The 25,241-nt window shown below is 68.1% G+C and carries 25 protein-coding genes; 10 read left to right on the top strand and 15 right to left on the bottom strand.

The genetic code is table 11. From position 1 onward, the window contains the following. The first annotated feature begins 1 nt into the window (after nucleotide 1). From KY389_RS08715 to KY389_RS08700, 4 genes are read left to right on the top strand one after another with little or no spacing between them, the layout of a single operon-like run. The gene (locus tag KY389_RS08715; RefSeq protein WP_219830513.1) at nucleotides 2–550 is read left to right on the top strand and encodes an SIS domain-containing protein; all 549 of its coding nucleotides are present in this window, start codon (nucleotides 2–4) and stop codon (nucleotides 548–550) included. 2 nt (nucleotides 551–552) lie between these two features. Beyond that, nucleotides 553–1,314 carry an SDR family NAD(P)-dependent oxidoreductase gene (locus tag KY389_RS08710; protein ID WP_219830512.1) on the top strand — a complete coding sequence of 254 codons (762 nt, stop codon included), beginning with the start codon at nucleotides 553–555 and terminating at the stop codon, nucleotides 1,312–1,314. A 10-nt stretch (nucleotides 1,315–1,324) separates the two neighbouring features. Continuing rightward, a complete protein-coding gene (locus tag KY389_RS08705; RefSeq protein WP_219830511.1) occupies nucleotides 1,325–2,053 on the top strand; it encodes an SDR family oxidoreductase in 729 nt (242 codons plus the stop codon). Then, nucleotides 2,053–3,666, top strand: a complete 1,614-nt coding sequence (locus KY389_RS08700) for an FGGY-family carbohydrate kinase (protein ID WP_219830510.1) — start codon at nucleotides 2,053–2,055, stop codon at nucleotides 3,664–3,666. Before KY389_RS08705 ends, KY389_RS08700 begins: the two co-directional genes overlap by 1 nt. A 383-nt stretch (nucleotides 3,667–4,049) precedes the next feature. Here KY389_RS08700 and KY389_RS08695 read toward each other — a convergent pair whose 3' ends face one another. Further along, the gene (locus tag KY389_RS08695) at nucleotides 4,050–4,592 is read right to left on the bottom strand and encodes a L,D-transpeptidase (RefSeq protein WP_219830509.1); all 543 of its coding nucleotides are present in this window, start codon (nucleotides 4,590–4,592) and stop codon (nucleotides 4,050–4,052) included. Between the two features lie 384 nt (nucleotides 4,593–4,976). On the opposite strand from KY389_RS08695, the gene KY389_RS08690 reads away from it, so the two are divergent. Continuing rightward, nucleotides 4,977–7,394 carry a heavy metal translocating P-type ATPase gene (locus KY389_RS08690; RefSeq protein WP_219830508.1) on the top strand — a complete coding sequence of 806 codons (2,418 nt, stop codon included), beginning with the start codon at nucleotides 4,977–4,979 and terminating at the stop codon, nucleotides 7,392–7,394. A gap of 45 nt (nucleotides 7,395–7,439) precedes the next feature. On the opposite strand, the gene KY389_RS08685 is transcribed toward KY389_RS08690, so the two are convergent. From KY389_RS08685 to meaB, 5 genes are all read right to left on the bottom strand, one after another. Next, complete coding sequence (locus KY389_RS08685) at nucleotides 7,440–7,958, bottom strand: copper chaperone PCu(A)C (RefSeq protein WP_219830507.1); 519 nt, start codon at nucleotides 7,956–7,958, stop codon at nucleotides 7,440–7,442. Nucleotides 7,959–7,997: 39 nt separating this feature from the next. Next, nucleotides 7,998–8,333, bottom strand: coding sequence for a hypothetical protein (locus KY389_RS08680; protein ID WP_219830506.1), 336 nt, complete (start codon nucleotides 8,331–8,333; stop codon nucleotides 7,998–8,000). A gap of 107 nt (nucleotides 8,334–8,440) precedes the next feature. Further along, nucleotides 8,441–8,731, bottom strand: coding sequence for a 50S ribosomal protein L28 (gene rpmB, locus KY389_RS08675; RefSeq protein WP_219830505.1), 291 nt, complete (start codon nucleotides 8,729–8,731; stop codon nucleotides 8,441–8,443). Nucleotides 8,732–8,855: 124 nt separating this feature from the next. Beyond that, nucleotides 8,856–9,914 (bottom strand): bifunctional transcriptional activator/DNA repair enzyme AdaA, encoded by a 1,059-nt coding sequence (locus KY389_RS08670; RefSeq protein WP_219830504.1) that lies wholly within the window; start codon nucleotides 9,912–9,914, stop codon nucleotides 8,856–8,858. A 68-nt stretch (nucleotides 9,915–9,982) separates the two neighbouring features. Next, nucleotides 9,983–10,963 carry a methylmalonyl Co-A mutase-associated GTPase MeaB gene (gene meaB, locus KY389_RS08665; RefSeq protein WP_219830503.1) on the bottom strand — a complete coding sequence of 327 codons (981 nt, stop codon included), beginning with the start codon at nucleotides 10,961–10,963 and terminating at the stop codon, nucleotides 9,983–9,985. A 147-nt stretch (nucleotides 10,964–11,110) separates the two neighbouring features. Between meaB and KY389_RS08660 the strand changes: the two genes are divergently transcribed. From KY389_RS08660 to KY389_RS08645, 4 genes are all read left to right on the top strand, one after another. Then, nucleotides 11,111–11,527: a thioredoxin domain-containing protein gene (locus KY389_RS08660; RefSeq protein WP_219830502.1), complete on the top strand. Its 417-nt coding sequence runs from the start codon at nucleotides 11,111–11,113 to the stop codon at nucleotides 11,525–11,527. A gap of 14 nt (nucleotides 11,528–11,541) precedes the next feature. Further along, entirely contained in the window at nucleotides 11,542–11,898 is a 357-nt protein-coding gene (locus tag KY389_RS08655) for an ArsR/SmtB family transcription factor (RefSeq protein WP_425517159.1), read from the top strand. Between the two features lie 117 nt (nucleotides 11,899–12,015). After that, nucleotides 12,016–13,308, top strand: a complete 1,293-nt coding sequence (gene serS, locus KY389_RS08650) for a serine--tRNA ligase (RefSeq protein ID WP_219830501.1) — start codon at nucleotides 12,016–12,018, stop codon at nucleotides 13,306–13,308. Between the two features lie 51 nt (nucleotides 13,309–13,359). Next, nucleotides 13,360–14,040, top strand: coding sequence for a hypothetical protein (locus KY389_RS08645; protein WP_219830500.1), 681 nt, complete (start codon nucleotides 13,360–13,362; stop codon nucleotides 14,038–14,040). Between the two features lie 3 nt (nucleotides 14,041–14,043). Here KY389_RS08645 and der read toward each other — a convergent pair whose 3' ends face one another. The 9 genes from der to KY389_RS08600 all read right to left on the bottom strand — a co-directional run bounded on the left by der (nucleotide 14,044) and on the right by KY389_RS08600 (nucleotide 24,118). Further along, nucleotides 14,044–15,525 (bottom strand): ribosome biogenesis GTPase Der, encoded by a 1,482-nt coding sequence (gene der, locus KY389_RS08640; RefSeq protein WP_219830499.1) that lies wholly within the window; start codon nucleotides 15,523–15,525, stop codon nucleotides 14,044–14,046. After that, nucleotides 15,522–16,847, bottom strand: a complete 1,326-nt coding sequence (locus KY389_RS08635) for an outer membrane protein assembly factor BamB family protein (protein ID WP_219830498.1) — start codon at nucleotides 16,845–16,847, stop codon at nucleotides 15,522–15,524. The genes der and KY389_RS08635 overlap by 4 nt, the downstream gene beginning before the upstream one ends. Before the next feature lie 43 nt (nucleotides 16,848–16,890). Beyond that, entirely contained in the window at nucleotides 16,891–17,559 is a 669-nt protein-coding gene (locus tag KY389_RS08630; RefSeq protein ID WP_219830497.1) for a tetratricopeptide repeat protein, read from the bottom strand. 171 nt (nucleotides 17,560–17,730) lie between these two features. Further along, nucleotides 17,731–18,330: a superoxide dismutase gene (locus tag KY389_RS08625; RefSeq protein ID WP_219830496.1), complete on the bottom strand. Its 600-nt coding sequence runs from the start codon at nucleotides 18,328–18,330 to the stop codon at nucleotides 17,731–17,733. Between the two features lie 208 nt (nucleotides 18,331–18,538). Beyond that, nucleotides 18,539–19,057, bottom strand: coding sequence for a sarcosine oxidase subunit gamma (locus tag KY389_RS08620; protein WP_219830495.1), 519 nt, complete (start codon nucleotides 19,055–19,057; stop codon nucleotides 18,539–18,541). Then, the gene (locus KY389_RS08615; RefSeq protein ID WP_219830494.1) at nucleotides 19,050–21,974 is read right to left on the bottom strand and encodes a sarcosine oxidase subunit alpha family protein; all 2,925 of its coding nucleotides are present in this window, start codon (nucleotides 21,972–21,974) and stop codon (nucleotides 19,050–19,052) included. Before KY389_RS08615 ends, KY389_RS08620 begins: the two co-directional genes overlap by 8 nt. After that, nucleotides 21,971–22,330 (bottom strand): sarcosine oxidase subunit delta, encoded by a 360-nt coding sequence (locus KY389_RS08610; protein WP_219830493.1) that lies wholly within the window; start codon nucleotides 22,328–22,330, stop codon nucleotides 21,971–21,973. Before KY389_RS08610 ends, KY389_RS08615 begins: the two co-directional genes overlap by 4 nt. Before the next feature lie 126 nt (nucleotides 22,331–22,456). Beyond that, entirely contained in the window at nucleotides 22,457–22,744 is a 288-nt protein-coding gene (locus KY389_RS08605) for a hypothetical protein (protein ID WP_219830492.1), read from the bottom strand. A 105-nt stretch (nucleotides 22,745–22,849) separates the two neighbouring features. Further along, a complete protein-coding gene (locus KY389_RS08600; protein ID WP_219830491.1) occupies nucleotides 22,850–24,118 on the bottom strand; it encodes a sarcosine oxidase subunit beta family protein in 1,269 nt (422 codons plus the stop codon). Between the two features lie 169 nt (nucleotides 24,119–24,287). On the opposite strand from KY389_RS08600, the gene KY389_RS08595 reads away from it, so the two are divergent. Beyond that, nucleotides 24,288–25,223 (top strand): cation diffusion facilitator family transporter, encoded by a 936-nt coding sequence (locus tag KY389_RS08595; protein WP_219830490.1) that lies wholly within the window; start codon nucleotides 24,288–24,290, stop codon nucleotides 25,221–25,223. Nucleotides 25,224–25,241: the final 18 nt, after the last annotated feature.

Here is a 25,241-nt window from a genome sequence, read left to right as displayed (position 1 = left end):
CATGACCGCACCTGCCGACCGCCTGCTTGATGAATTGCGCCCCGGCCTTGCCCCCGAGGTGCTGGCCCAGATCGCCCCCCTGGCGCAGGCACTGGCCGGGGCTGGACGCATCGCCTGCCACGGCGTCGGGCGCGAAGGGCTGATGATGCGCGCCCTGGCGATGCGGCTGTTCCATCTGGGGCTGGACACGCATGTGGTAGGAGACATGACCGTTCCACCAATTGGCCCGGGGGATCTGCTGCTGGTCAGCGCAGGACCCGGGCATTTCGGCACCGTGGCCTCGCTGGCAGCGACAGCGCGCGAGGCAGGGGCGCAGGTCGCCTGCCTGACCGCGCAACCACAAGGCACGGTGCCGCGTGCCGCAGATCTGGTCGTGCATCTACCCGCACAGACCATGGCCGATGATGCGGGCGCGGGTTCGATCCTGCCGATGGGTTCGCTCTACGAGGTGCTGATGCTGCTCTTTTCCGAACTTCTGGTTCTGGACCTGCGCGACCGTCTTGGCATCACCCCTGATGCCATGCGCGCGCGCCACACGAATCTGGAGTGACCATGCCCGACTGGACCCGACGCTTCAGCCTGACCGGTAAGCGCGCCCTGATCACAGGCGCATCCTCGGGGATCGGCCGCGCCATTGCCGAGGTCTTTGCCGATGCAGGGGCCGATATCGTGGCCCAGGGCCGCGACGCCGCCCGGCTGGAGGATCTGGCCAGGACCATCCGCCGCGCGGGCCGATCCTGCGATCTGGTGACGGGCGATCTGGCCGATGATGCGGCGGGCGTGGCGCATCGCGCGCTGGCCACGGGACGGATCGACATTCTGGTCAACAGCGCGGGCATCGCGCTGACCGGCCCCGTGATCGGCTATGACGCGGCCGATTGGCAGCGCACGCTGGCCGTGAACCTGACCGCGCCCTTCATCCTGTCGCAAGCTGTGCTTCCCGGGATGATCGAAAGGCGCATGGGCAAGATCATCAACATTTCCAGCCAGACCGGGGTGATCGCCCTGCCCGATCATGCGGCCTATGCGGCCTCGAAAGGGGGGCTGAATGCGCTGACCAAGGCGCTGATGACCGAGGCCGCGCCCTATAACGTGCAGGTCAATGCGATCTGCCCGACCGTCGTGCTGACCGAGATGGGCGAGGCGCTGTGGTCCGCGCCCGAACGGCGAGACCCGTTCATCGCACGCACGCCGCTTGGCCGCTTCGGCCAGCCGGTCGAGATCGCGGACATGGCCCTGTATCTGGCCTCTGGCGCGTCCGATCTGGTGAACGGCGCAGTGATGATGATCGAGGGCGGCTATTCCAGCATCTAGAACGGGGGGAATGATGAACGCACTGGGCGGAAAGACCGTGGCCATCACCGGGGCGGCCTCGGGGATCGGGCTGGCCTGCGCGCGCGCCTGCCTTGCGGCGGGGGCCGAGGTGGCGCTGATCGACCGGGCGGGCGACAGGCTGGCGGCGCTTTGCGACGAACTGGGTCCGGGCGCGCATGGGGTAGTCACCGATGTGACCGACCCCGCCAGCGTCGATGCGATGCTGCCGCAGATTCTGGCCGCGACCGGGCGGCTGGACGTGTTCCACGCCAATGCGGGCGCCTATGTGGGCGGCGCGGTGCTGACCGGCGATCCCGATGCCTGGGACCGGGTGCTGAACCTCAACATCAACGCGGCCTTCCGAACGATCCGCGCGGTGCTGCCGCATATGGTGGTGCAAGGGTCGGGCGACGTGATCCTGACCAGCTCCATCGCGGGCGTCGTGCCGGTGGTGTGGGAGCCGGTCTATACCGCCTCGAAACACGCGATCCAGGCCTTCACGCATACGCTGCGGCGACAGATGTCGAGCCACGGCGTCAGGGTGGGCGCGGTGCTGCCCGGCCCGGTCGTGACCGCGCTTCTGGACGACTGGCCCAAGGCCAAGATGGATCAGGCCCTGGCCGAGGGCAGCCTGATGCAGCCCGAAGAGGTCGCCGATTGCGTCGTCTTCATGCTGACGCGGCCGCGCAACGTGGTGATCCGCGATCTGGTGATCCTGCCCAACGCGGTGGATCTGTGATGGCCGGGCCTCTGTTCATCGGCGTCGATGTCGGCACCGGCAGCGCGCGGGCGGGGCTGTTCGACCAGACCGGCACGCTGCTGGCCAGCCACAAGACCCCCTTTCCCATCTGGCGCGAGGGCGGCGATATCGTCGAGCAGTCCAGCGCCGCGATCTGGACCGCCGTTTGCGCCAGCGTCCGGCAGACCGTGGCGGGAACCGACCCGGCGCGCGTCGCGGGGATCGGCTTCGACGCGGCCTGCTCGCTGGTGGTGCTGGACCGCGCCGGGCAGCCCATGGCCATCGGCCCCTCGGGCGATCCGGCGCGTAACGTGATCGTCTGGATGGATCACCGCGCGACCGACCAGGCCGAGCGGATCAACGCGACCGGCCATCCGGTGCTGGACTATGTCGGCGGGCGCATCTCGCCCGAGATGCAGACGCCGAAACTTCTGTGGCTGGCCGAAACCATGCCAGAGGCATTTGCACGCGCCGGGCATTTCCTGGACCTGGCCGATTTTCTGACCTGGGCCGCAACGGGCAGTCTGGCCCGCTCGGCCTGCACGGTGACGTGCAAGTGGACCTATCTGGCCCATGAGCAGCGTTGGGACGCAAGCTACTTCCACCAGATCGGGCTGGGCGCGCTGGCCAGCGAGGATTTCGCCCGCATCGGCCAGACGATTGTGCAGCCCGGCACGCCGCTTGGCGCAGGCCTGACCCCCGAGGCCGCAGCGGAAATGGGGCTGCGGCCCGGCACGCCGGTCGGCGCGGGACTGATCGACGCTCATGCGGGCGGCATCGCAACCGTGGGGGCGGCACGCGATGCCGGCCCCGAGGCCGTGATGGCCTATGTCTTCGGCACCTCGGCCTGCACGATGGCGTCGTCGCCGCAGCCGCATTTCGTGCCGGGCATCTGGGGGCCCTATCATTCCGCGATGATCCCCGGCCTCTGGCTGTCCGAGGGCGGCCAGTCCGCGGCGGGCGAGGCCATCGCCCAGATCATCGCGACCCACCCCGCAAGCGCACAGATCAGGACCGGAGGCGGCTCGATCCAGGACCACCTTCTGTCGCGGCTTCAGGCGCTGTGTCCCGATGTCAGCCAGGCAGTCGATCTGGCGGGCAGCCGCATGGTCGTGCCGGATTTCCTGGGCAACCGCGCGCCTCATGCCGATCCCCATGCCGGCGCGGTCCTGTCCGGCCTGGGCATGGATCGGGGCCAAGGCGATCTGCTGGGGTTTTACGTCGCGGGGCTCTACGGCATCGGCTACGGGCTGCGCCAGATCATCGAGGCGCAGGCCGCACAGGGCGTGACGCCCCACCTTGTCGCCATCAGCGGCGGTGCAGGGGCAAGCGACGCGGTCAAGCAATTGCTGGCCGACGCCAGCGGCCTGCCGGTCATGGATACGGACTGCCCCGAGCCGGTGCTGCTGGGCGCCGCGATGCTGGGGGCGGTCACGTCGGGCCATGCCGCGACGCTTGGTGACGCGATGGCCGCGATGTCGCGCGAAAGGGCGCGCTTTCACCCCGCCGGGGGGCGGATCGCGGCGCTTCACGACCGCCGCGCGCGCGCCTTCGCCTTGCTGCAACAGGCCGACCGTGTGGCTCGCGGCCTGACCGGGGCCGCGCCCGCGTGATCGCGATTGCAAGAACAGGGATCAATGGCCGTCGCCAGTTTCACAGCAAGACGCAAAACGGCATGACGCAGCGCCACCAAAGCGGGTGATTGCCTGAACGCGCGGTCGGATGGTCGCAAGCACCGCGCCCTTGGCTTGCACCCTTCCGACGACCACAGGGCCAGAAGGACCGAAGCCCCCCGCAAGACCGGGAAAGGCGACCTGTCTGACGGGCGGGTCCAGCCGGCGCTTGGCCAAGGGCCATCCGCTTGCGGTCGGCGGGCGGCTCTCTGCCCCGCTGCCGGATCATCTGCGACCGCGTGCGGTCTTTCAGATCGCAGCCCTCTCACCCAAAGGCTCCGGCCGCGACGCTGGAACCATCTGACAGGATCTGGCAGAACCGATCAGAACACGTAAACCGGGGTGCCGATGGGAACGCGGTCATAGAGGCTCATGACCGCCTCGTTCCGCATTCTGAGACAGCCATTCGAGACTGCACGCCCGATCGAGCCCGGCTCGGTCGTGCCGTGGATGCGGATGGCGGTGTCCTGCCCGCGGTCGTTATAGAGATACAGCGCCCGCGCGCCCAACGGGTTCTGCGGCCCGCCCGGCATACCATCCTTGTATTTCTCGTAGGCGGCGGGGTTGCGGGCGATCATCTCGGGCGTGGGACGCCAGCTGGGCCATTCGACCTTGCGCCCGATCGTGGCCTTGCCCTTCCAGACCAGTTCGTCACGGCCTACGGCAACACCGTAGCGAATCGCCCGGCCCGGCGCGATCACGTGATACAGAAAGAAGTCCCGACTGACGACGACAATGCTGCCCACCTCGAAATCGTCGCGGATGGCGACCTCGGTCGGGGCATAGGGGTCGGCTGCCTGCGCCCATGCGACCGAAGGCAGGGCCAGCAGGGGCAGAGTGGACAACAACATCTGACGGCGGTTCATGGCGGTATCCCGTATCATTCCCTGCGGTCAGGATAACCGCTAAAGGGCGACGCGCGCAACTTGTGGCGCTGATGGCGCTTGACGCGAAGCCATCCGAGGCACATCTCAGGGTGATGTGTTGTGCAGCCCCCCGGAACGCGCACCGCAACGCGCCCCGCCGCGAGGCGCCGCGCCCCCGGCATCTGTGCCGCGGGTGCGGTGATCGCGCCTGCCGCTGCCTGCGCCCGGCCAGCCACCCCCAGACGCAGGCGCCGCGCCGGCCCAGGCCCGACCGGCACCCGCCGCGCGCCGCCTTCCCGCCCCGCGCCGCGCCCGCGCATCCGCAGGCCCCGCCCGCCGCCTGAGAAAAACTGCCCTTCCCGGCCCTTCTCAGCGGACATCACCATGACCCAGACCGACATCATCGACCTTCCCCTGCGCGGCATCTCCTGCGGGGGCTGCGCCGCGCGCGCGACCAGGGCGTTGGCCGCCCTGCCCGGCGTGATCGAACCCAATGTGAACCCCATGACCCGGCACGCCCAGCTACGGCTGGACGGGGCGACCCTGGCGCAAGTGCAGGACGCGCTGACCCGAGCGGGCTATCCCGCCGAACTGACCACCACCCGGATCAAGATCGAGGGCATGACTTGCGGCGCCTGTGCCGCGCGCATCCAGCGCGCCCTGCAATCTCGCCCCGACATCGCCGAAGCGCAGGTGAACCTGGCCACACGCGCGGCAACGATCAGCCACGCGCCCTCGGTCGGTGCGGAGGATCTGGCCGACATGATCACGCGGCTTGGCTATCCCGCGCGCCCCGCAGGCACCGACGCGGCCAAGGCCCCCGTGCACGACACCGAGGCGCGCACCTTGCGCGCCGATGCGCTGCGGGCCGGGCTGCTGACCCTGCCGGTCTTCGTGCTGGAAATGGGCGGCCATGCGGTCCCGGCCTTCCACCACTGGCTGCACGGGCTTGTCGGCCACCAAAAACTGTGGCTGGTCCAGATGGCGCTGACGGCTGCTGTTCTGGCGGGGCCGGGACGACGCTTCTTCACCACGGGTATCCCGGCCCTGCTGCGCGGCGCGCCCGAGATGAACAGCCTGGTGGCACTTGGTGCGGGCACGGCGTTCCTGTTCTCGTCGGTCGTGACACTGGCGCCGGGGCTGGTGCCCGAAGCCTCGCGCCATGTCTGGTTCGAGGCCGCCGCCGTCATCGCCACGCTGATCCTGACCGGCCGCTACCTGGAGGCCCGCGCGCGCGGCAAGGCGGGCGAGGCGATCCGCCGCCTGATCGCACTGGCACCTGATCAGGCCCGCCTGATCCGCGACGGCAAGTCGGTTCTGGTGCCGACCGCATCCCTGCGGCCCGGCGATCTGGTCTTGCTGCAACCGGGCGAACGTGTGGCGCTGGACGGAACCGTGACCGAGGGTCAGGGCCATATCGACGAATCCATGCTGACCGGCGAGCCTCTGCCCGTGCTGAAATCGCCCGGCGACAAGGTCACGGGCGGCACGCTGAACGGCGGCTCGGCCCTGACCTACCGGGTCGAGGCGACGGGCGCCGATACGGTGCTGTCGCGGATCGTGGCGATGGTGGAATCCGCGCAGGCCACCCGCCTGCCTGTTCAGGCGCTGGTTGACCGGGTGACGCGCATCTTCGTGCCGGTCATCATCGCGCTGTCGGCGTTGACGCTGGCCTTGTGGCTGGCCTTCGGACCTGGCCTGGCCGAGGCCGTCACGGCGGCGGTCGCCGTCCTGATCATCGCCTGTCCCTGCGCGATGGGGCTGGCCGTGCCGGTCTCGGTGATGGTCGGCAGCGGGCGCGGTGCGGAACTGGGCGTCCTGTTCCGGCGCGGCGATGCGCTGCAAAAACTGGCCTCGGCCCGCGTGATCGGCTTCGACAAGACCGGCACGCTGACCTTGGGCCGCCCCTCGGTAAGCGGCATCTGGACCAGAGGCCTGACCGAGGATCACGCGCTGGCGCTGATGGCCGCAGCGGAGGCGCAATCCGAACACCCCCTCGCCCGCGCGATCCTGCACGAGGCCGAGGCGCGCGCCTTGTCCCTGCCGCGCGCCACAAGCGTCAGGGCCGAGGCCGGGCGCGGCCTGACGGCCGAAGTCGATGGCCTCTCGCTGCTGATCGGCAACGAGACGGCGCTGACCGAGGCGGGCATTGCCGCCGCCCCCGCCTTGATGGACCAGGCCGAGGCTGTAGCCCGCGCGGGCGCGACACCGGTGCACCTGGCGATCAATGGCCGCCATGTCGCCAGCCTTGCCCTGTCGGACAGGCTGCGCCCGGATGCCAAGACAACCGTCGCCGCCCTTCGCGCGATGGGCCTGCGGGTCGTGATGCTGTCAGGCGACGTGCCCGCCACCGCGCAAGCCGTGGGCGCGGAACTGGGGCTGGACGAGGTCAAGGCCGGCCTTTCGCCGCAGCAGAAGCTGCAAGAGATCCGCGCCATGGGTGCAGGCACGGTCTTTGTGGGCGACGGGATCAACGATGCCCCGGCCCTGGCCGCCGCCGAGACTGGGCTGGCCATCGGCAGCGGCACCGACATCGCCATCGAGGCGGCGGATGCCGTGCTGATCTCTGGCGAATCGGCGGGGGTGGTCCGGGCGCTTCGGCTGTCGCGGGCGGTGATGCGCAACATCCGGCAGAACCTGTTCTGGGCCTTTGCCTACAATACCGCGCTGATCCCGGTGGCGATGGGCGTTCTGGTCCCCTTCGGAGGCCCGGCTCTTTCGCCCATGCTGGGGGCGGGGGCGATGGCGCTGTCCTCGGTCAGCGTGATCGGCAACGCACTGCGCCTGCGCCGCGCGGGCTAATGGGAACAGGCGGGCCCGGCACCGGCCGGACCCGCGGGCGTGACTTCAGTGGCTCTTGTGTTCGCCCTCGGCATGGCTGTGGCCGTGATCGTGAGCCTCGCTGTCACCGTGGCCGTGACCCTGGCCATGGCCGCCACCCATGCGCTGATTATCGACGACGGCCTCGATTTCCTCGGTGCCGCATTCGCCGAAATCCAGCGAAAGGCGCACGATGTCGCCATCCGCCAGAGGCTGCGTCAAACCCAGCAGCATCACATGATCGCCGCCCCGGTCCAGCAGCCTCGTTTCGCCAGCGGGGATCAGGAATCCCTCTTCGACTTCGACCATCTTCATCACCCCATCCTCGTGCAGATGGGTGTGCAGCTCGACCCGTTCGGCCGCATCCGAAGCGGCCGAGACCAGAGTGCAATCGACCTCGCGATGATTTTCCAGTTCCATGAAGACCGCTCCGGTCATCGGATTGGCGCTGCGGGCATAGGCGTCGTTCACATGCATCCCGTCATGGGCCAGCGCGGCAAAGGGAACAAGAGCGATCGCGCCCGCGAAAAAGGCAAGTTTCGTCATGTTGGTATCCTTGATCTGTCAGGGTTTTCCGTTCGGGGCTCAAGCCCCGGCGGGCGGTCCCCTGACCCGCACCGGGCGCGTCGCGGCGGCGGCGAGGGAGCCAAGCGCGGCGGGCGGTATCGGTTGCGGCATGGCCGCGCGGTCGGGCACGGCCGCATAGGGCGGGGCGGCGGCGGCCATCAGCGACAGCGCCATGTCCGGGCAAAGATGCGCGCTGCTTCGGTCAGGATCGGCAGGCAGCCGCGTCACGACAACGTCCTGGCCGGTGCAAAGCACGACCTCACCGCCGATCCGCGCTGTCCCGCGGGCCGAACCCAGCCCAATGCTGGTCAGCGCGACAATCAGAATCAGAAATGCGGCAAGCGGACGAGACATGCGGCCGGTCTAGCGCGATGCGCGGCCCGCGTCACCAGTCATTGCGTCGCGCGAACGACAAGACCCCGCCAGGGGCGGGGTCGGGTCGGTTCAAGCCGTCGGGGTAATCAGGCCTGCGCAGTCTCGGCCTTGGCCAGTTCGCGCTTGATCTTGAGCGCGCGGTCCGACAGGTCGCTGTCCTTGGCTTTCGCCAGGTAGGCGTCCAGCCCGCCACGGTGATCGACCGAACGCAGCGCGGCGGCCGAGATGCGCAGCGAATAGCCGCGGCCCAGCTTTTCCGACATCAGCGTGACATCGTTCAGGTTCGGCAGGAACCGGCGGCGGGTCTTGTTGTTGGCATGGCTGACATTATTGCCGGTCATCGGGCCTTTGCCGGTCAGTTCGCAGACGCGCGACATGGTATTGTTCCTTCGTCTCAGCTATGCGGGAGGACCGGCGGGGTCCGTCCCAATGTGAAAGGGCGCCGCGAGGCAGCGCCCGGAATTCCGTTCGCGGGTGAATACAGCCAAGCCGGGGGCCTCGTCAACCCTTGGCGGACAGATTCGCCGCCCACTCGGCTTCCAGCGCGATCAGCCTCTGCTTGCGCCAAAGGCCCCCCGCATAGCCCTGCATCCGCCCATCCGCCCCGATCACCCGGTGGCAGGGCACGACCAGCGCCAGCCGGTTGGCGGCATTGGCCGCCGCGACCGCGCGCACCGCACGCGGGGCGCCGATGGCGCGGGCCAGATCACCGTAGCTGCGCGTCTCGCCGGGCGGGATCCGGCGCAGTTCCTGCCAGACCTTGCGTTGAAAATCAGTGCCATGCAGCTTCACCGGAAGATCGGCCGCCTCCCGGCGCCCCGACAGATAATCGACCAGAACGACCTCGGCCCGGTCGGTGAGCGGCGTCCGCCCCAGTCCGACCTGCCCGCCCAGAAGGGCCGAAATCCGCGCCAGCCCCGCCGGCAGCGCCTTGCGCTCGACGAATTCCAGAAGATGCAAGTGGGTGTCGTCGGCAATCACGATCATCGCGCCCAGGGGCGTGTCGATCCAGTCGGCCAGCGCGCCGCCCTGTTCCCGCATCTGTTGGGGGGCGTGGCCGAACAGGCGCCGGAACGCCGCCCGGAACCCCGAGGCCGATTCGAAGCCCGCATCCAGCTGCGCCTCGATCACCGGCGCGCCCTGTTTCAGCATCGTCACCCCCTGACGCAGCCTTTCCGCGCGCGCCATGGCCAGAAAGCTCTGACCGAAGCGGCGGCGGAACAGCCGCCTGACGGTCGAGGGGTCGTGCCCGCGCGCGACCAGATCGCGCTCGGACCAGCGGCGACCCGGCTCGGCCTTCAGCGCGGCCAGCAGATCGGCCACGACCGGCGCCCCCTCGTCCAACGGATCGCAGCGGCGGCAGGGGCGAAAGCCCTGCGCCAGCGCGATTGCCGGATCATCGAACCAGCGGCAATTCTCGGGGTGCGGCTTGCGCGCAGGGCAGGTCAGCCGGCACAGGATCCCGGTGGTCGCCACCCCCACCCAGACACGCCCATCATAGGCGGGATCGCGTGCCAGAAGCGCCGCATAAAGGCTGTCGTGATCGGTCAAGTCGCGCATGGTGCCTCCTGTCACTCCGATCATGGCCGATTCGGCGGGACGGCGGGCGTCAGGATCGGGCAGCGCATTCACGCGGGCACGCGCGGGCCGTCCAGCCAGTCCAGCATGGTCTGGACGGCGGCGCCGGGCAGGACGGCACCCCGCGCGACCTCCTGCCCGAGGGCCGCGATACGCGCGCGGGCCTCGGGGGTTTCGATCCGCGCCAGCAGGGCGGCGCGCAGCTCTGCCTCGAACCATTGGCGGGACTGGGCGGCGCGGTTGGCGTTGAAATGCCCCTCGGCCCGCCGCCATTCGGCCAAGGACTGCATCTGCGCCCAGGCATCGGCCAGCCCGTCGCCCGTAGCGGCCGAGACGGGCAGCGCCTTGGGAAAGCCCGGCGCATCCTGCGGGCGCTTGCGCAGCAGCCGCAGCGCGCCGGCGTAATCGGCCACCGTCCGGCGCGCGGGCGACAGAAGCTCTCCGTCCGCCTTGTTCACCAGGATCAGGTCGGCGCTTTCCATGATGCCGCGTTTGACGCCCTGCAATTCGTCGCCGCCCGCAGGTGCCAGCAGCAGAACGAACAGGTCGGTCATGTCGGCCACAAGCGTCTCGGACTGGCCGACGCCGACGGTTTCGACCAGGATCACGTCGTGACCCGCCGCCTCGCACAGCCGGATCGCCTCGCGCGTGCGCCGCCCGACCCCGCCAAGCGTCGCCCCGGATGGCGAGGGCCGGATATAGGCCGCAGGATCGCGCGACAGCAGGTCCATCCGCGTCTTGTCGCCCAGGATCGACCCGCCGGACCGGGTCGAGGACGGATCGACCGCCAGCACCGCCACGCGCAGCCCCTGCCCGGTCAGCATCAGCCCGAACCGCTCGATAAAGGTCGATTTGCCGACGCCTGGCGTCCCCGACAGCCCGATCCGCAAGGCCTGCCGTTCGGGCAGCGCCGCCAGCAGGGCCTGCGCGCGGTCGCGATGGTCGGGGCGCGTGGATTCGATCAGCGTGATCGCACGCGACAGGGCACGGCGGTCGCCCTTGCAAAGCGGGTCAAGCAGGTCGTCCGTCATCGGCCCTCTCATCGCTGGCGCCCGCCCCAGGGGCGCGATCCAAGATTGGACCAGTGGCGCGGTGCGGGCAATCCCTCGCGCCTGCCGAGACTTGCAACGAGCACGACGCATTCCCATTTCGGGGATCAATTCCGCAGGATCGCCGCGATGCCTTGTCCTGACCCTGTCCCGACGCCGAATCGCCGCGCGCTGCTTTTCGGCGCGGGGCTGATCCTGGCGGCGTGGCCCGCGCTGGCCCGTGTCGAGGCGCGTGGCGGCTTGGAACTGCTAGCCGTCACCTCGGGCGATTGCCCGGCCTCGACGGCATGGCTGGCCGAGACCGCGCCCGGTCTGGCGCGACCCAGCGCGGGGATGCCGTCCCTGCTGCTGGTCGATCTGGACGGCCCCTACCCTGATGGGCTGCTGCTGGACGCTCTGCCCCGCATGACGCCGACCTTCATCCTTCTGCGACAAGGGGCGGAATTGGGCCGGTTCGATGGTTATCAGGGAAAAGACCATTTTCACGCGACACTGAAAGCCTTACTGAAACAGACAGGCCAGACCGCGCATGGTGTGCGGCCATGACAAGGGTGATCGACATGATGGAGATATCCGGGGCGGCCGGTTCTATCGACGACGCACAGCCTGCGACGGGCGAGCGCGAGATTGCCGAGATGATGGAGCGCGCCGCAGAAGCCAGCGCCTTCATGAAGGCTCTGGCGCATGAGGGGCGCATGATGATCCTGTGCCACCTTTCAGGGGGCGAAAAGACCGTAAGCGAGCTGGAAACGCTGCTGGGCCAGCGTCAGGCTGCGGTCAGCCAGCAGCTTGCGCGGCTGCGGGCCGAGGGGCTGGTCGAGTGCCGCCGTGACGGCAAGGCGCGTTACTACTCGGTCGCGGACCCACGCGCGGCCGAGGTGGTCGGCCTGATGTATCGGCTGTTCTGCGCGCGCTGATGGCCCTGCAGACGCAGCCGCCGCGTCAATCCGGGCAGGCATCAGGGCCGGGCTTTCTGTCCGGCCCTTCATGCGCTAGGCAGGCGTCACCGATGACCCGAGCCGTAAAGGTGCCCCATGCATGACATTCGTGCGATCCGCGAAAATCCCGATGCCTTCGAACAGGCGCTGAACCGGCGCGGCCTGTCGGGCCTGACCGCGCGGATCCTGTCGCTGGATGCCGAACGCCGCGCCCGGATCAGCGCCGCCGAGACAGCCCAGGCCGACCAGAACCGCGCCAGCAAGGAAGTCGGTGCAGCAAGGGCACGCGGCGACAATGCCGAATTCGAGCGCCTCCGCGCGCTGGTCGCCGAGAAAAAGGCCGACATCGCCCGGATGAGCGCCGAGGCCGAGGCGCTTGACGCCGAGCTGCGCGATCTGTTGCTGGGTATTCCCAACCTGCCTCTGGACCATGTCCCGGACGGCGACGACGAGAACGGCAATGTCGAGCTTCGCCGTTGGGGCACCCCTCGGGCAATGGACTTCACCCCGGTCGAACATTTCGAGATCCCTGGCGCCCGCATGGGCCTGGATTTCGAGACCGGCGCCAAGCTGTCGGGCAGCCGCTTCGTCGTGCTCAAGGGCGCGGTTGCGCGCATCCACCGGGCGCTGGCGCAGTTCATGCTGGACCTGCATGTCGATCAGCACGGGCTTGAGGAGACCTGGACACCGGTTCTTGTCCTCGAAGAAATGATGATCGGCACCGGCCAGCTGCCGAAATTCGGCGAGGACAGCTATCAGACGCGCGAGGGCTTCTGGTTGATCCCGACTTCCGAGGTGACTCTGACCAATACCGTGAACGGCGATCTGCTGGATCACGCCGCCCTGCCACGCCGCATGGTCGCCCACAGCCAATGCTTCCGGTCCGAGGCCGGCAGCGCAGGCCGTGACACAACGGGCATGTTGCGTCAGCACCAGTTCGAGAAAGTCGAGATGGTCTCGATCACCGATGCCCGGTCGGGGCTGGCCGAACACGAGCGCATGACCCGCTGCGCCGAGGCCGTGCTCGAAGCCCTGGGCCTGCCTTATCGCACCGTCGTCCTGTGCACCGGCGACATGGGCGCAGGCGCGCGCATCACCCATGACATCGAGGTCTGGCTGCCCGGCCAGAACCGCTATCGCGAGATCAGCAGCGTCAGCTATTGCGGCGATTATCAGGCGCGGCGCATGAACGCCCGCTACCGCCCCGAGGGCGGCGGCAAGCCCGAATTCGTTCACACGCTGAACGGCTCGGGACTGGCGGTGGGCCGCACGCTGATCGCCGTGCTGGAAAACGGCCAGCAGGCGGACGGCTCGGTGACGCTGCCGGCGGCGCTGTCGCGCTATCTGGGCGGCGCGACCCGGCTGACAAGCGAGGGCGCGTTGACCTGAGACAAACCGCGCCATGGCGCAACCTGCCGGGGCGACGGCGCGTTCGGGGGTATGGCACGGTTCCGAACCATTCTGTATGGCGGCGCATCAGCGCTTTTCCTCGTGTCGGGGATGTCGCAGACTGTGCTGCTGGCAGAGCGCTGGCCGGGACCAGAGGCCTCGGTGATCCGCGCCTATCTGGCGCCCGACAGCGGCCTGATGTGGGCGCTGCTCTTGGCGATATGGGCGATGGTGGCGCTGGACCTGGTCGGCCAATGGACCGAGCCATCGCAGATTGCGGGCGTCACCCTGCCTGTGACTGCGGCGCTGGTCCTCGCGGCGGTCCTGCCCTGGATCGCTTTGGGGCAGCCCGTGCTTCTGCTGCTGGGATTGACGGCCGCGACCCTTGCCGCGCTGGCCGCGGCCAGGCGTGCGGTGGGGCGGCACCGACCCGCCATCGGCTTTCTGGCGGGCTGGCTGACGGCATTGACCTCGGCGGCCTTGGCCATGGCGGTGGCGGGGCTGACACCGCTGAGCATGGGGGAAGCGGCTGCGCTGGCGGTCTTGCCCGCGGCGGCTTTCGGGGCTGCGGCGCAGACCTGGATCGGACCGGCGATCGGCTATTCGGCCGCCCTGATCTGGGCCTTCTGCGCGCTGGCAGTCAGCACGATGGGCACCGATCCGAGGACCGCAATTGCGGCGACGCTGGGCATCGCCGCCATGACGGTGGTTCTGGTGCGCGCGGCGTCCTGAATGTCAGCCCTTGGGGCGCTGGCGATTCTTGTGCTTGGACAGCGCGCCCGACTGGTTGATCTTGGCGGCCTTGGCCTTGTAGGGGTTGTTGACCCCCTGATCGCGAAAGGTCAGCCGGATCGGCGTTCCCGGCAGGTCGAAATCCGCGCGCAGGCCGTTGATCAGATAGCGCTGGTAGCTTTCGGGGATCTGGTCCACATGCGTGGCCTTGACGATGAAGGCCGGCGGCCGCGTCTTCACCTGCGTGATGTAGCGCAGCCGGATCCGGCGCCCGCCCGGCGCGGGGGGCGGGTGGCTTTCGGTCATCACGCTCAGCCACTGGTTCAGCCGCGCGGTCGAGATGCGGCGGTTCCAGACCTCGTGTGCCTTCAGCACTGCTGCGTGCAGCCGGTCGAGCCCCTTGCCTGTCCGGGCCGAGACGGTGACAAGCGGCGCGCCCTTCAGCTGCGGCAGCAGGCGCTCGAAACTGGCGCGCAGCTCGTTCAGCTTCTGGGGCTTGTCCTCCTCCAGATCCCACTTGTTCGCGGCAATGACGACGGCGCGGCCCTCGGTCTCGGCGTAATCGGCGATCCGCAGGTCTTGCTGCTCGAACGGGATGTTCACGTCCAGCAGGACGACGACCACCTCGGCAAAGCGCACGGCGCGCAGACCGTCGGCCACGGAAAGCTTTTCCACCTTGTCCGTGACCTTGGCGCGCTTGCGCATCCCGGCCGTGTCGAAGATCCGCATGGGCGTGCCCATGAATTCGGTCGTGACGCTGATCGAATCGCGGGTGATCCCGGCCTCGGGACCGGTCAGCAGGCGATCCTCGCCCAGGATCTTGTTGATCAGCGTGGATTTGCCCGCATTGGGCCGGCCGATCACCGCCAATTGCAGCGGACGCTGCGCAGAAGGGCGCCAATCATCCGCGCCCTCGCCGGTTTCGGCATCGGCTTCGGACAGGTCCACATCCGTTTGAGCGGCAATGGGCGCGGGACGCTCGGCCTCGATCCGGTCGGCCAGCGGCGCCAGCGCGGCATAAAGATCGTCCATCCCCTCACCATGTTCGGCCGAGATGCGCAGCGGCTCACCCAGGCCCAGGCTGTAGGCCTCCAGCGCACCGGATTCGCCGGCGCGGCCCTCGGCCTTGTTGGCGGCCAGAATGACATGCCTGGCGCGGCGGCGCAGGATGTCGGCAAAATATTCGTCGGCCGCAGTCACGCCAACCCGCGCGTCGATCACGAACAGGCAGATGTCGGCCTCGTCCACAGCGCGTTCGGTCAGGCGCCGCATCCGGCCCTGCAGGCTGTCATCCTCGGCCATTTCCAGACCGGCGCTGTCGATCACGACGAACCGCAGATCACCCAGCCGGGCCGCGCCCTCGCGCAGGTCGCGCGTGACGCCGGGCTGATCATCAACCAGCGCCAGACGCTTGCCGACAAGCCGGTTGAACAGGGTGGACTTGCCGACATTGGGCCGGCCGACGATGGCAAGTGTGAAGCTCATCTGAACGCATGCAACTGGCCGTTGCGCGCAACGACATACAGGGTTTGACCGGCAACGACCGGTGCGGCGGCGGCTCCGCCGGGGATCTCGGCCTGCGCGACCAACGTGCCCGAAGCCGGGTCGAAGATGCGCAGAAGCCCGTCGCTGGAGGCGACGAACAGGCGTCCCCCCGCAAGGATCGGGCCATAATGGGCGTGAATGCGGTCCTGACGGCGCACCCTTTCGGTTGTGTAATAGGGCATGGCGCGGCGCCAGATCACGCCGCCGGTCGCGGCGTCCAGACGGATCAGTTCGGCTTGGTCATTGACGGCAAAGACCGACCCGCCAGCCACCACGACCGGGCTGTTGGCCCCATCGCGCGCGGACCATTCGGTCAGACCCGTGGCCAGATCGACCGCCTGGATGCGGCCTGCCGAGGTGCCCGCATAGACGCGGCCGCCCTGGATGACCGGATCGCCGGTCATGTCGCGGATCACGGCGATGCTGCGGCCCGGACGGGTGCCCGCGACCTGGGTGTTCCAGTTCGTCACGCCGCTGTCGCGGTCCACGGCCAGCAATTCGCCCGATGAGAGCGGAAAGATCACCTGCCCGCCCTGCACGGCAGGAACCGAGACGCCCATGACGCCCGACCCCGATTGCGTGCCGCCGGTCTGCCACAGCACGCGGCCATCCGCAGCGCGCACGGCCCAGCCGACATTGTTGCGGGCAACGACATAGACCACACCATTCTGAACCGCAGGGCCGCCGCCGATGGGTGCACCGACGCGCTGGCGCCAGAGAATCCCGCCCGAGGCGGCATCCAGCGCGACAAGTTCGCCAAAGCCCGTGGTGACATAGACGCGCCCGGCCTCATAGGCCAAACCCCCGCCCGAGGCGCTGTCGCGCGCCTCAAGCGCGGGGGTAACATCGGTCGTCCAGACCCGGCCGCCATTCAAGGCGGTCGCGGTGACGCCCGCGCGGCTGTCCAGCGTATAGATCAGCCCGCCGCCGACGATCGGATCGGCCACGATGCGATGGCGGCGGGTATCGCCCTGGCCGACCGGCGCCGACCAGATGCGGCTGGTCCCCTGCCCCAGCGCCACATGGCCCGGCTGATGGGCCGCATTGCCCGCTCGATGCGTCCATTCGGCATTGACCGATGGCGCAGCCAGGTTCAGCGCAGTCGTGGTAACGCCCGCCGGCCCGTCATAGGCAGGCCCGTCGGCCGAGATCACGGCCAGCGGGTCAAGCCTTTCGCCCTGCAGGATCACGTCGCGGTCGCCGCAGGCCGCCAGGGACAGACCCGTCAGCAGCAGCACGGAATATCGCAGATTGGGGCTCATGCCTCGGGCTCTCCCTTCCTTGGATGTCGGGCGGCGGCGCGGCTCAGTTCACGACGCCCGAAGGCATGGCAAGCTGCGGCTCGGCTTCGCTGCCAAGGGCGATCATCATCTCGGACAGGCGGCGGCGCAAGGCTTCGGTAAGACCGTCCTTCTGCTGAATCTGCCGGATCAGGGTCAGCGCATCCTCGATCCGCTCCGCCCCGATCAGGGCCACGGCTTTCTGCTCCAGCGCCAGCAACTCGAACGGCGCACCCGCGCGCGACAGATGGGTCAGCATCGCGTCGCGTTCCGAGGCATCCATCTCGGGCCCGGCCAGCATCACCAGCTTCAGCTGCGCCAGTTCCGACAGCGCCCCGCCCTCGGCCGAAGTCTCGCGCAGCGTGGCGATGGCACCCTCGCGGTCGCCCGCCTCGACCTGGGCCGAGGCCGCCAGCAGGCGCGCAAGCGTTGCGCGCCCTTCCCGGCCCGCGGGATCGACGGCCAGCAGGGCGGCAGGGTCGCCGCTATCCTCGGCGGCAAGGATCGCGTTGCCCCAGGCTTCGGCACTGCTGCGTTCCTGCGCGCGGCTGTATTCGCGCCAGCCCGCGCCGCCCACGATCAGCAGGATGACGACGATGCCGATCCAGCCATAACGGCGAAAGACGCCGTAAAGCCGGTCGCGGCGCAGTTCCTCGGTGACCTCGTCGATGAAGCTGTCGTTCTGGTTGGCCATGGCCGCCTTCGTGCGGGAAATCTCGGTTTTCAGGCCGTCTTATACCGCGTGCAGGCGAAATGCCAATGCCGCAGGATGCCCGCGCCATGACGATCGCTTGTCCGCCCGACATCTGCACCATGAGAAAGGCCCGCCCCTGAAAGGCGGACCTTGCGTGTCGCACGTGGGAATTCAGAGGCGCGAGGCCACGTTTTCCCAGTTCACCAGCCTGTCGAGGAAGTTCTCCAGGTATTTCGGCCGTGCATTGCGGAAGTCGATGTAATAGCTGTGTTCCCACACGTCGCAGCCCAGCAGCGCGGTCTGGCCGAAGCAGAGCGGGTTCACGCCGTTTTCGGTCTTGGTGATCTTCAGCCCGCCATCGCTGTCCTTGACCAGCCAGGCCCAGCCCGAACCGAACTGACCGACGCCGGCCTCGGTGAACTTCTTCTTGAAGTCCTCGACCGAACCGAAGCTGTCCTTGATCGCGGCTTCCAGTTCCGACGGCATGGCACCGGGCTTCGGCGTCATCATTTCCCAGAACTGGGTATGGTTCCAGTGCTGGCTGGCATTGTTGAAGATGCCGTTCTGCGCAACCGCGCCGGGCTGATAGGTGCCCTTGACGATGTCCTCGAGCGACTTGCCTTCCCATTCGGTGCCCTGGACCAGCTCGTTCAGCTTGTCCACATAGGCCTTGTGATGCTTGTCATGGTGGAATTCCAGCGTCTCGCGCGACATGCCGCCTTCGGCCAGCGCGTCGTGGGAATAGGGAAGATCGGGAAGCGTGAATGCCATGATCCGGTCCTTTCAAGGGGTTGGAATCGTTGCCGGGCGCACAGTCCCGCATTGACGAGGCCAAGGCAAGGGGGTGGCCCGCATCGGCCCGGCTCAACGCCGAGAACCGGCCAGAGTTCCTTGTGGCAAGCGGTCGAGAGAGCTTTCCGCCCCCCTCCTGGCCTGCGGCCAATTACACCCCCCGAGGATATTTGATCCAAGGCACATCCTAGCGGGGTGCAAGGCCGGTGCCGGGTCGCGCCGCCTCGGAGAGGATGAGGCCGAGGTAATCGGCCGTGGAGCGGAAGCCGATCACCCTGAGTCCGCCGGGGATGCGCCAGAAGGCGGCGGCCGTCTGCGCGGCGCGGCTGCGGCGCAGCGTGCCGGGCGCAAGGCGGGGCAGATCGACGGGGGCCAGCTTGGCGATCACGTCATCGGCACGGGGGCCGGTGACATCGAAAACCGCACGGGCATCCGACATGTCCGCCACCAGCGCATGTTCGCCCGTCAGCGCCTGGTCGAGGCTTTGCATGGCCTGGGCCTTGTCCGCCTGCGGCAGGATCAGCAGAAGCTCATCAGGCGACATCCATCCCAGGCTGCGCACACCGTCCGTGGTAATGCCGGTCGGGCCGGGGATGGGAAGGCCCGTGGCCTCGGCCAGGGCGTCGCCCGCGCGGGTAAGATCGGCGCGGATCGTGATCATGGCCAGCCCCTCGATACGGGCGACCTGTGCGAGGATCTCAGCCATTCAGGCGGCTCCCTTCCTTGTCATAGAAGACCGGATCGCAGATGCGGCCCTGCATCACATCGCCCGAAGGCATCGGGAAATCCAGCACCTCACCCATGCGCGAAGGCCCATGCCGGACCAGCGCCATCGCGATCGGCTTGCCCAGCGTCGGGGAATGATAGCTGGAGGTGATGCGGCCCTGCACATTGCGCTGGCCGTTGGCGTTCCTGCCCGGAGCCACGGCATGGGCGCCATCGGGGATGACCTTGTTCGACAGGCTTTCGATGCCGACCAGTTTCCAGCGGTTGGCATCGGTCATGTGCGGCCTCTGTTGCGCGCGTTTGCCGATATAGTCGGGCTTCTTCTTCGAGATTGCCCAGTCAAGCCCCAGATCCTGCGGGATGATGGTGCCGTCAGTCTCGTCCCCGATCATGATGAAGCCCTTTTCGGCACGCATCACATGCATCGCCTCGGTCCCGTAGGCCGTGATGCCGAGATCACGCCCTTCGCGGTGCAGGATCTGCCACAATTCAAGCCCGCGCCCGGCCGGAACGGCGATTTCGTAGCTGAGCTCCCCCGAGAAGCTGATGCGGAAGATGCAGGCGGGGATGCCGGCCAGTTCACCTTCGGCCCAATGCATGAAAGGCAGCGCGGCAAGGTCGATTGTGCCGGGCAGCCGTTCCAGCAGCGCGCGGGCCTTGGGGCCTGCCACCGCAATCTGGGCGAATTGCTCGGTCAGGTTTGCGGTATAGACCTTCCAATCCCACCATTCGCATTGCAGCCAATCCTCCATATGGCCGTGGATGCGCTCGGCCCCACCGGTGGTCGTGTGGCAGAGCCAGCTATCCTCGGACAGGCGCGCGACGACACCGTCATCCATCAGGAAGCCGTTTTCGTTGCACATCAGGCCATAGCGGCATTTGCCGACCGGCAATGTGGACATCATGTTCGTGTAGAGCATGTCCAGGAAACGCCCGGCATCCGGGCCCTTGACGAGGATCTTGCCAAGCGTCGAGGCGTCCAGCGTGCCGACCCCGCCGCGCACGGCCAGGATCTCACGGTTGACGGCGGCGTGGCGATCCTCGGCGCCCTGCGGATAGCAATAGGGGCGGCGCCACTGGCCCACGGGTTCGAAGCTGGCGCCGTGGGTCTCGTGCCAGCCGTGGATCGGGGTCTTGCGCAGGGGCTGGAAGGCCTCTCCCCTGGCCTCGGCGGCGATGGTGGCAAGCGTCAGTGGCGTATAGGGCGGGCGGAAGGTCGTGGTGCCGGTCTGCGGGATCGGCTGGTCCAGCGCTGCCGACAGGATCGCCAGACCGTTGATGTTGCTGACCTTGCCCTGATCCGTCGCCATGCCCAGCGTGGTGTAGCGCTTGGTATGTTCGACCGAGGCATAGCCTTCGCGCGCGGCCAGCTCGACATCGCTGACCTTCACGTCGTTCTGGAAATCCAGCCACATCTTGGCGCGCAGCCTGTAGGGCGCGCGGGCGGGCATGACCCAGACGGGCATGGTCGCGCCCTCGGGCTGTTCCAGACCGCCCGCGCAGGCCAGATCGCCATTGGCCGCGCCCGTGACGGTGACGTTGCCCTTGCCGTCCGCGCCCAGAGGCGGGCGGTCGGGATCGGGACGGAACATCGCGGCCTGATCGTCCCAGAGCAGCTTGCCGCCGCAATGGGACCACAGATGCACGACCGGCGACCAGCCGCCCGACATGGCGATCACGTCGCAGGCGATGGTTTCCAGCACGCGGCCATCGCCGGACTGGTCGCAGAGGGCGGCGGCCTCGACATGCTTGCCGCCCTTGACCTTGGCGATGCCGGTGCCGGTCAGCACGCGGATGCCCGCCGCACGTGCCGCCTGCGGCAGGGCACCGTCGGCCAGAGGGCGCGCGTCGATGATCGCGGGCACGTCAAGGCCCGCCGCGCGGGCCGCCAGGGCGGTGCGGTAGGCGTCGTCATTGTTGGTGACGACAAGGATGCTCTGGCCCGGCGCGACGCCGTAATCGATGATGAAGTCGCGCACCGCGCTGGCCAGCATCACGCCGGGCACGTCGTTGCAGGCAAAGGACAGCGGCCGTTCCAGCGCGCCGGTTGCGGTGACCACATGGCCCGCCCGGATGCGCCACAGGCGTTGGCGCGGCAGCCCCGCATTCGGGTCGTGATCGGCGATGGCCTCGCGCGCGATCAGGTAGCCATGGTCGTAAAGCCCTGTGGCCATCGTGTTGCGCCGCAGGGTGACGTTCGCGCGGCCCGACAAGTCGGCCAGCAGCGCGTCGATCGCGGCCTGACCGCCCGGATGGTCGGTCGGCGTGCGCCCACCCCAATGCGGGGCCTGTTCCAGAACGATCACCCGCTGGCCGGAAGCCGCCGCATCGCGCGCGGCCGTCAGGCCAGCGATGCCGCCGCCCACGACGACCAGATCGGCGAAGGCATAGGCCTGTTCGTAACGGTCGGGATCGGCGTCGGTCGGGGCGGCGCCAAGCCCCGCGCTGCGCCGGATCACCGGCTCGAACAGGTGCTTCCAGAAGGGGCGCGGATGGATGAAGGTCTTGTAGTAGAAACCCGCCGGAAACAGCGGCGACAGCCAGTCATTCACCGCCATCAGGTCGTTATCCAGGCTGGGCCAGCAATTCTGGCTGCGTGTCACCATGCCGGCAACAAGGGGCGTCGTGGTCGCGCGCTGGTTCGGCTCGAATCGGCCACCCTGCCCCAGCGACAGCAGCGCGTTGGGTTCCTCGGCGCCCGAGGCGATGGGGCCGCGCGGGCGGTGATACTTGAAGGAACGGCCCATCAGCATCTGGCCGTTGGCCAGCAGGGCCGAAGCCAGCGTGTCGCCGGCCACCCCGCGCAGATGGCGGCCATCGAAACGGAACGGAAGCTGGAAGGCGCGGTCGATCAGGCGGCCGCCCTGGGCCAGGCGGAACGGAGGCGTGCGGGTCATTCGGCGGGGCTTTCGGCTTGGGCGTGCTGGACTGTCCAGTCGGGTTGCCAATCGGGGCGGTGGGCGCGGATCGCATCGACGATCTCGGCGGGTGGATAGGGGTTCTGGGCCTTGTAGGTGCCGAAGACCTGAAGGCTGGCGGTGCAGCGCGCGGCCAGAAACCACTTGCCGCAGCCATAGGCGTGGCGCCAGCGTTCGAAATGCACGCCCTTGGGATTCTTGCGCGCGAACAGATAGGCCTCGAAATCCTCGTCGCTGCCATCCGGGCCGACGCGCTTCAGATGCGCTTCGCCGCCTGGATGAAGCTCGGTTTCCTCGGCTTGGACGCCGCAATAGGGGCAGGTCAGAATCAGCATGGGCGCGTCCTTGATCGGCTGGAGGGCAGGCATGTGAAAGCGCCCGGATGGCGGAACCACCCGGGACGCATGGAAGCATGTTGCGGCCGGGCGCCCGAAGGCACCCTTCTGTCTTGCAGGGCTGCGTCAGTTCGCCGGGGCGGGCGCGGCCGCAGGATCGCCTGCGGGCGCGGACTCGACACCTGCGCCCGGCGTGCCGTCTGCGGGCGCGGCATCAGGAGAGGCGTCGATGATGACAGTGTCACCGCCGGGCGCGGCCGGATCCGCCGCAGGTGCCGTCGTCGCTGCAGGCGAGGTCGTGTCAACCGTCCCGGTGCCAGTGTCGCGGCCGGACATGAAGAAAAACAGCAGTGCAACGACGACGACAATGCCGCCAATGATGAAATAAAGCGCGTTGTTGTTGCGATCAGCCATGATGGTCCCCTTCGGTCAGTCGATCGACCTATCAAGGCCGCATAGCCGTTGAAAGTTCCCGTGAAAAACGCCATCAGCAAGGCTCCGCCACGTCACCGCGCCCCGTCAATGCGCAACGCCCGCGGCCACGGATTCGTCGATGAAACGCCCCTCGCGGAAACGGTTCAGCCCGAATTCGGCGGCCAGAGGGCCGGGCGTGCCCTTGGCAATCAGTTCCGCCATGGCCCAGCCCGACCCGGGGATCGCCTTGAACCCGCCGGTGCCCCAACCGCAATTGACGAAGATCCCGCCCACCGGGGTGGCCGACAGGATCGGCGAACGGTCGCCCGTCATGTCAACGATCCCGCCCCATTGCCGTAGCATCTTGAGCCGCGAGATCATCGGGAAGGTCTCGATCAGGGCGCGGACGGTTTCCTCGACATGGTGCCATGACCCGCGCTGCGTGAAGTTGTTGAAGCCATCGGTGCCGCCACCGATCACCATCTCTCCCTTGTCGGATTGCGACATGTAGCCATGAACCGTGTTCGCCATCACGACGACATCCATGCAGGGCTTGATGGGCTCGGACACCAGCGCCTGCAGCGCGACGCTTTCGATGGGCAGGCGGAAGCCCGCCATCTCGGCCAACTGGCTGGAATGGCCGGCCACGACGATGGCCAGTTTCTCGCAGCCGATCCGACCCTTCGAGGTATTGACGGCGCGGACCTGGCCGCACTCGGTCTCGATCCCGATGACCTCGCAATTCTGGATGATGTGCATACCCATGTCGCTGCAAGCGCGAGCGTAGCCCCAGGCAACCGCGTCGTGCCGCGCCGTGCCGCCCCGCGCCTGGTAAAGCCCCCCCAGGACCGGGTAGCGCGGGCCGTCAAGATTGATGATCGGCACCAGCTCCTTGACGCGCGCCGGCTCGATCCACTCGGTCGCGACGCCCTGCAGGTTGTTGGCATGGACCGTCCGGCGATAGCCGCGGACCTCGTGTTCCGTCTGGGCCAGCATGATCAGTCCGCGCGGGCTGAACATGATGTTGTAGTTCAGCTCCTGGCTGAGTGTCTCGTAAAGGCTGCGCGCCTTTTCATAAAGCGCAGCCGAGGGATCTTGCAGATAATTCGACCGGATGATCGTCGTGTTCCGGCCTGTATTGCCGCCGCCCAGCCAGCCCTTTTCCAGCACCGCGACATCGGTGATGCCGAAATTCCGGCCAAGATAATAGGCCGTTGCCAGACCATGCCCGCCCGCACCGATGACGATCACCTTGTAACGCCCCCGGGGCTCGGGGCTGGCCCAGGCGCGCTTCCAGCCGCTGTGCTGACGCAGAGCCTCGCGGGCGATGGCAAAGACGGAATAACGACCGGAGCGGGGCGCGTCAGAGGGCATGGCAACTCCTGCTGTGACTTGGGGCAGAATGTCCAGGGCTGCGCCCCCGCTCAACACGCGTTGCGGCAGATCGTGGCGAAATGCGACCTCTCGGCCTCCTCGCCAGAAGCCTCGGCAACCGCCCGCGGCCTGAAGGCGTTCGGCGCCAAAGCAACCGGAAAGGATGACCATGACCCGCCCCTATCCGACCGAACAGAGCATCCTGCGCTTTTCCATCGCCATGACATTCCTGCTGGCCCTGATCGGGATCGGATTCGGACTGGCCAGCGGGGCGTCCTCGATCATCTTCGACGGGATCTATTCGCTGATCGACGCCAGCATGACCACGGTTGCGCTGGTCGTGTCGATGCTGATTACCGCGACCATGGCCGAGCGCCGGCAGGCTTGGCTGGCGCACCGGTTCACGATGGGGTTCTGGCATCTGGAACCCATCGTGCTGGGCGTCAATGGCGTGTTGCTGACGGGGGCGGCGCTCTATGCGCTGGTGACGGCGGTGAACAGCCTGCTGAGCGGCGGCCGCGATCTGGATTTCGGGCAGGCAATGATTTACGCCTCGCTTGTGCTGATCGTGGCGATCGCCATGGCGATCCGCAACCGGCGCGCGAACCGGCGTATCAGATCAGGCTTCGTCGCGTTGGATGTGAAGGGCTGGACCATGTCGGCGGGGCTGAGCGGGGCGCTTCTGGCGGCTTTCGTCTTCGGCTGGCTGATCCAGGGAACGACGCTGGAACCGCTGTCGCCCTATGTGGACCCCGCGATTCTGGCGCTGGTCTGTCTGGTGCTGCTGCCCCTGCCGATCCCCGACATCCGGCGCGCTCTGTCCGATATCCTGCTGATCACGCCGCCCGAGATGAAAGCGCAGATCGACAAGGTCGCCGCCGAGACCGTCGCCCGGCACGGTTTCGTGGACTACCGCGCCTATGTCGCCCGTGTCGGGCGGGGTCGTCAGATCGAGTTGTTCTTCATCGTCCCCGCCGGAGCCCCCGCCCGCACATTGGAGGAATGGGACGCCATCCGCGACGAGATCGGCGAGGCGATCGGCGGCGAAAGCCCCGACCGCTGGCTGACCATCGCCTTTACCACGGACCCCGAATGGGCCGATTGACCGCGCCGGTCCGGCTTC

Source organism: Paracoccus bogoriensis, assembly GCF_019431455.1.
In the GTDB taxonomy this organism is placed as follows: Bacteria; Pseudomonadota; Alphaproteobacteria; order Rhodobacterales; family Rhodobacteraceae; genus Paracoccus; species Paracoccus bogoriensis.
Note: the sequence above shows the minus strand (reverse complement) of the source record. Positions and strands in the feature narration are given on the sequence as shown.

Excerpts from the sequence above, each read along its gene's own strand:
- KY389_RS08715 (WP_219830513.1), top strand. The coding sequence starts at position 2 with ATGACCGCACCTGCCGACCGCCTGCTTGATGAATTGCGCCCCGGCCTT.
- KY389_RS08710 (WP_219830512.1), top strand. The coding sequence starts at position 553 with ATGCCCGACTGGACCCGACGCTTCAGCCTGACCGGTAAGCGCGCCCTG.
- KY389_RS08705 (WP_219830511.1), top strand. The coding sequence starts at position 1,325 with ATGATGAACGCACTGGGCGGAAAGACCGTGGCCATCACCGGGGCGGCC.
- KY389_RS08700 (WP_219830510.1), top strand. The coding sequence starts at position 2,053 with ATGGCCGGGCCTCTGTTCATCGGCGTCGATGTCGGCACCGGCAGCGCG.
- KY389_RS08695 (WP_219830509.1), bottom strand. The coding sequence starts at position 4,592 with ATGAACCGCCGTCAGATGTTGTTGTCCACTCTGCCCCTGCTGGCCCTG.
- KY389_RS08690 (WP_219830508.1), top strand. The coding sequence starts at position 4,977 with ATGACCCAGACCGACATCATCGACCTTCCCCTGCGCGGCATCTCCTGC.
- KY389_RS08685 (WP_219830507.1), bottom strand. The coding sequence starts at position 7,958 with ATGACGAAACTTGCCTTTTTCGCGGGCGCGATCGCTCTTGTTCCCTTT.
- KY389_RS08680 (WP_219830506.1), bottom strand. The coding sequence starts at position 8,333 with ATGTCTCGTCCGCTTGCCGCATTTCTGATTCTGATTGTCGCGCTGACC.
- rpmB (WP_219830505.1), bottom strand. The coding sequence starts at position 8,731 with ATGTCGCGCGTCTGCGAACTGACCGGCAAAGGCCCGATGACCGGCAAT.
- KY389_RS08670 (WP_219830504.1), bottom strand. The coding sequence starts at position 9,914 with ATGCGCGACTTGACCGATCACGACAGCCTTTATGCGGCGCTTCTGGCA.
- meaB (WP_219830503.1), bottom strand. The coding sequence starts at position 10,963 with ATGACGGACGACCTGCTTGACCCGCTTTGCAAGGGCGACCGCCGTGCC.
- KY389_RS08660 (WP_219830502.1), top strand. The coding sequence starts at position 11,111 with ATGCCTTGTCCTGACCCTGTCCCGACGCCGAATCGCCGCGCGCTGCTT.
- KY389_RS08655 (WP_425517159.1), top strand. The coding sequence starts at position 11,542 with ATGATGGAGATATCCGGGGCGGCCGGTTCTATCGACGACGCACAGCCT.
- serS (WP_219830501.1), top strand. The coding sequence starts at position 12,016 with ATGCATGACATTCGTGCGATCCGCGAAAATCCCGATGCCTTCGAACAG.
- KY389_RS08645 (WP_219830500.1), top strand. The coding sequence starts at position 13,360 with ATGGCACGGTTCCGAACCATTCTGTATGGCGGCGCATCAGCGCTTTTC.
- der (WP_219830499.1), bottom strand. The coding sequence starts at position 15,525 with ATGAGCTTCACACTTGCCATCGTCGGCCGGCCCAATGTCGGCAAGTCC.
- KY389_RS08635 (WP_219830498.1), bottom strand. The coding sequence starts at position 16,847 with ATGAGCCCCAATCTGCGATATTCCGTGCTGCTGCTGACGGGTCTGTCC.
- KY389_RS08630 (WP_219830497.1), bottom strand. The coding sequence starts at position 17,559 with ATGGCCAACCAGAACGACAGCTTCATCGACGAGGTCACCGAGGAACTG.
- KY389_RS08625 (WP_219830496.1), bottom strand. The coding sequence starts at position 18,330 with ATGGCATTCACGCTTCCCGATCTTCCCTATTCCCACGACGCGCTGGCC.
- KY389_RS08620 (WP_219830495.1), bottom strand. The coding sequence starts at position 19,057 with ATGGCTGAGATCCTCGCACAGGTCGCCCGTATCGAGGGGCTGGCCATG.
- KY389_RS08615 (WP_219830494.1), bottom strand. The coding sequence starts at position 21,974 with ATGACCCGCACGCCTCCGTTCCGCCTGGCCCAGGGCGGCCGCCTGATC.
- KY389_RS08610 (WP_219830493.1), bottom strand. The coding sequence starts at position 22,330 with ATGCTGATTCTGACCTGCCCCTATTGCGGCGTCCAAGCCGAGGAAACC.
- KY389_RS08605 (WP_219830492.1), bottom strand. The coding sequence starts at position 22,744 with ATGGCTGATCGCAACAACAACGCGCTTTATTTCATCATTGGCGGCATT.
- KY389_RS08600 (WP_219830491.1), bottom strand. The coding sequence starts at position 24,118 with ATGCCCTCTGACGCGCCCCGCTCCGGTCGTTATTCCGTCTTTGCCATC.
- KY389_RS08595 (WP_219830490.1), top strand. The coding sequence starts at position 24,288 with ATGACCCGCCCCTATCCGACCGAACAGAGCATCCTGCGCTTTTCCATC.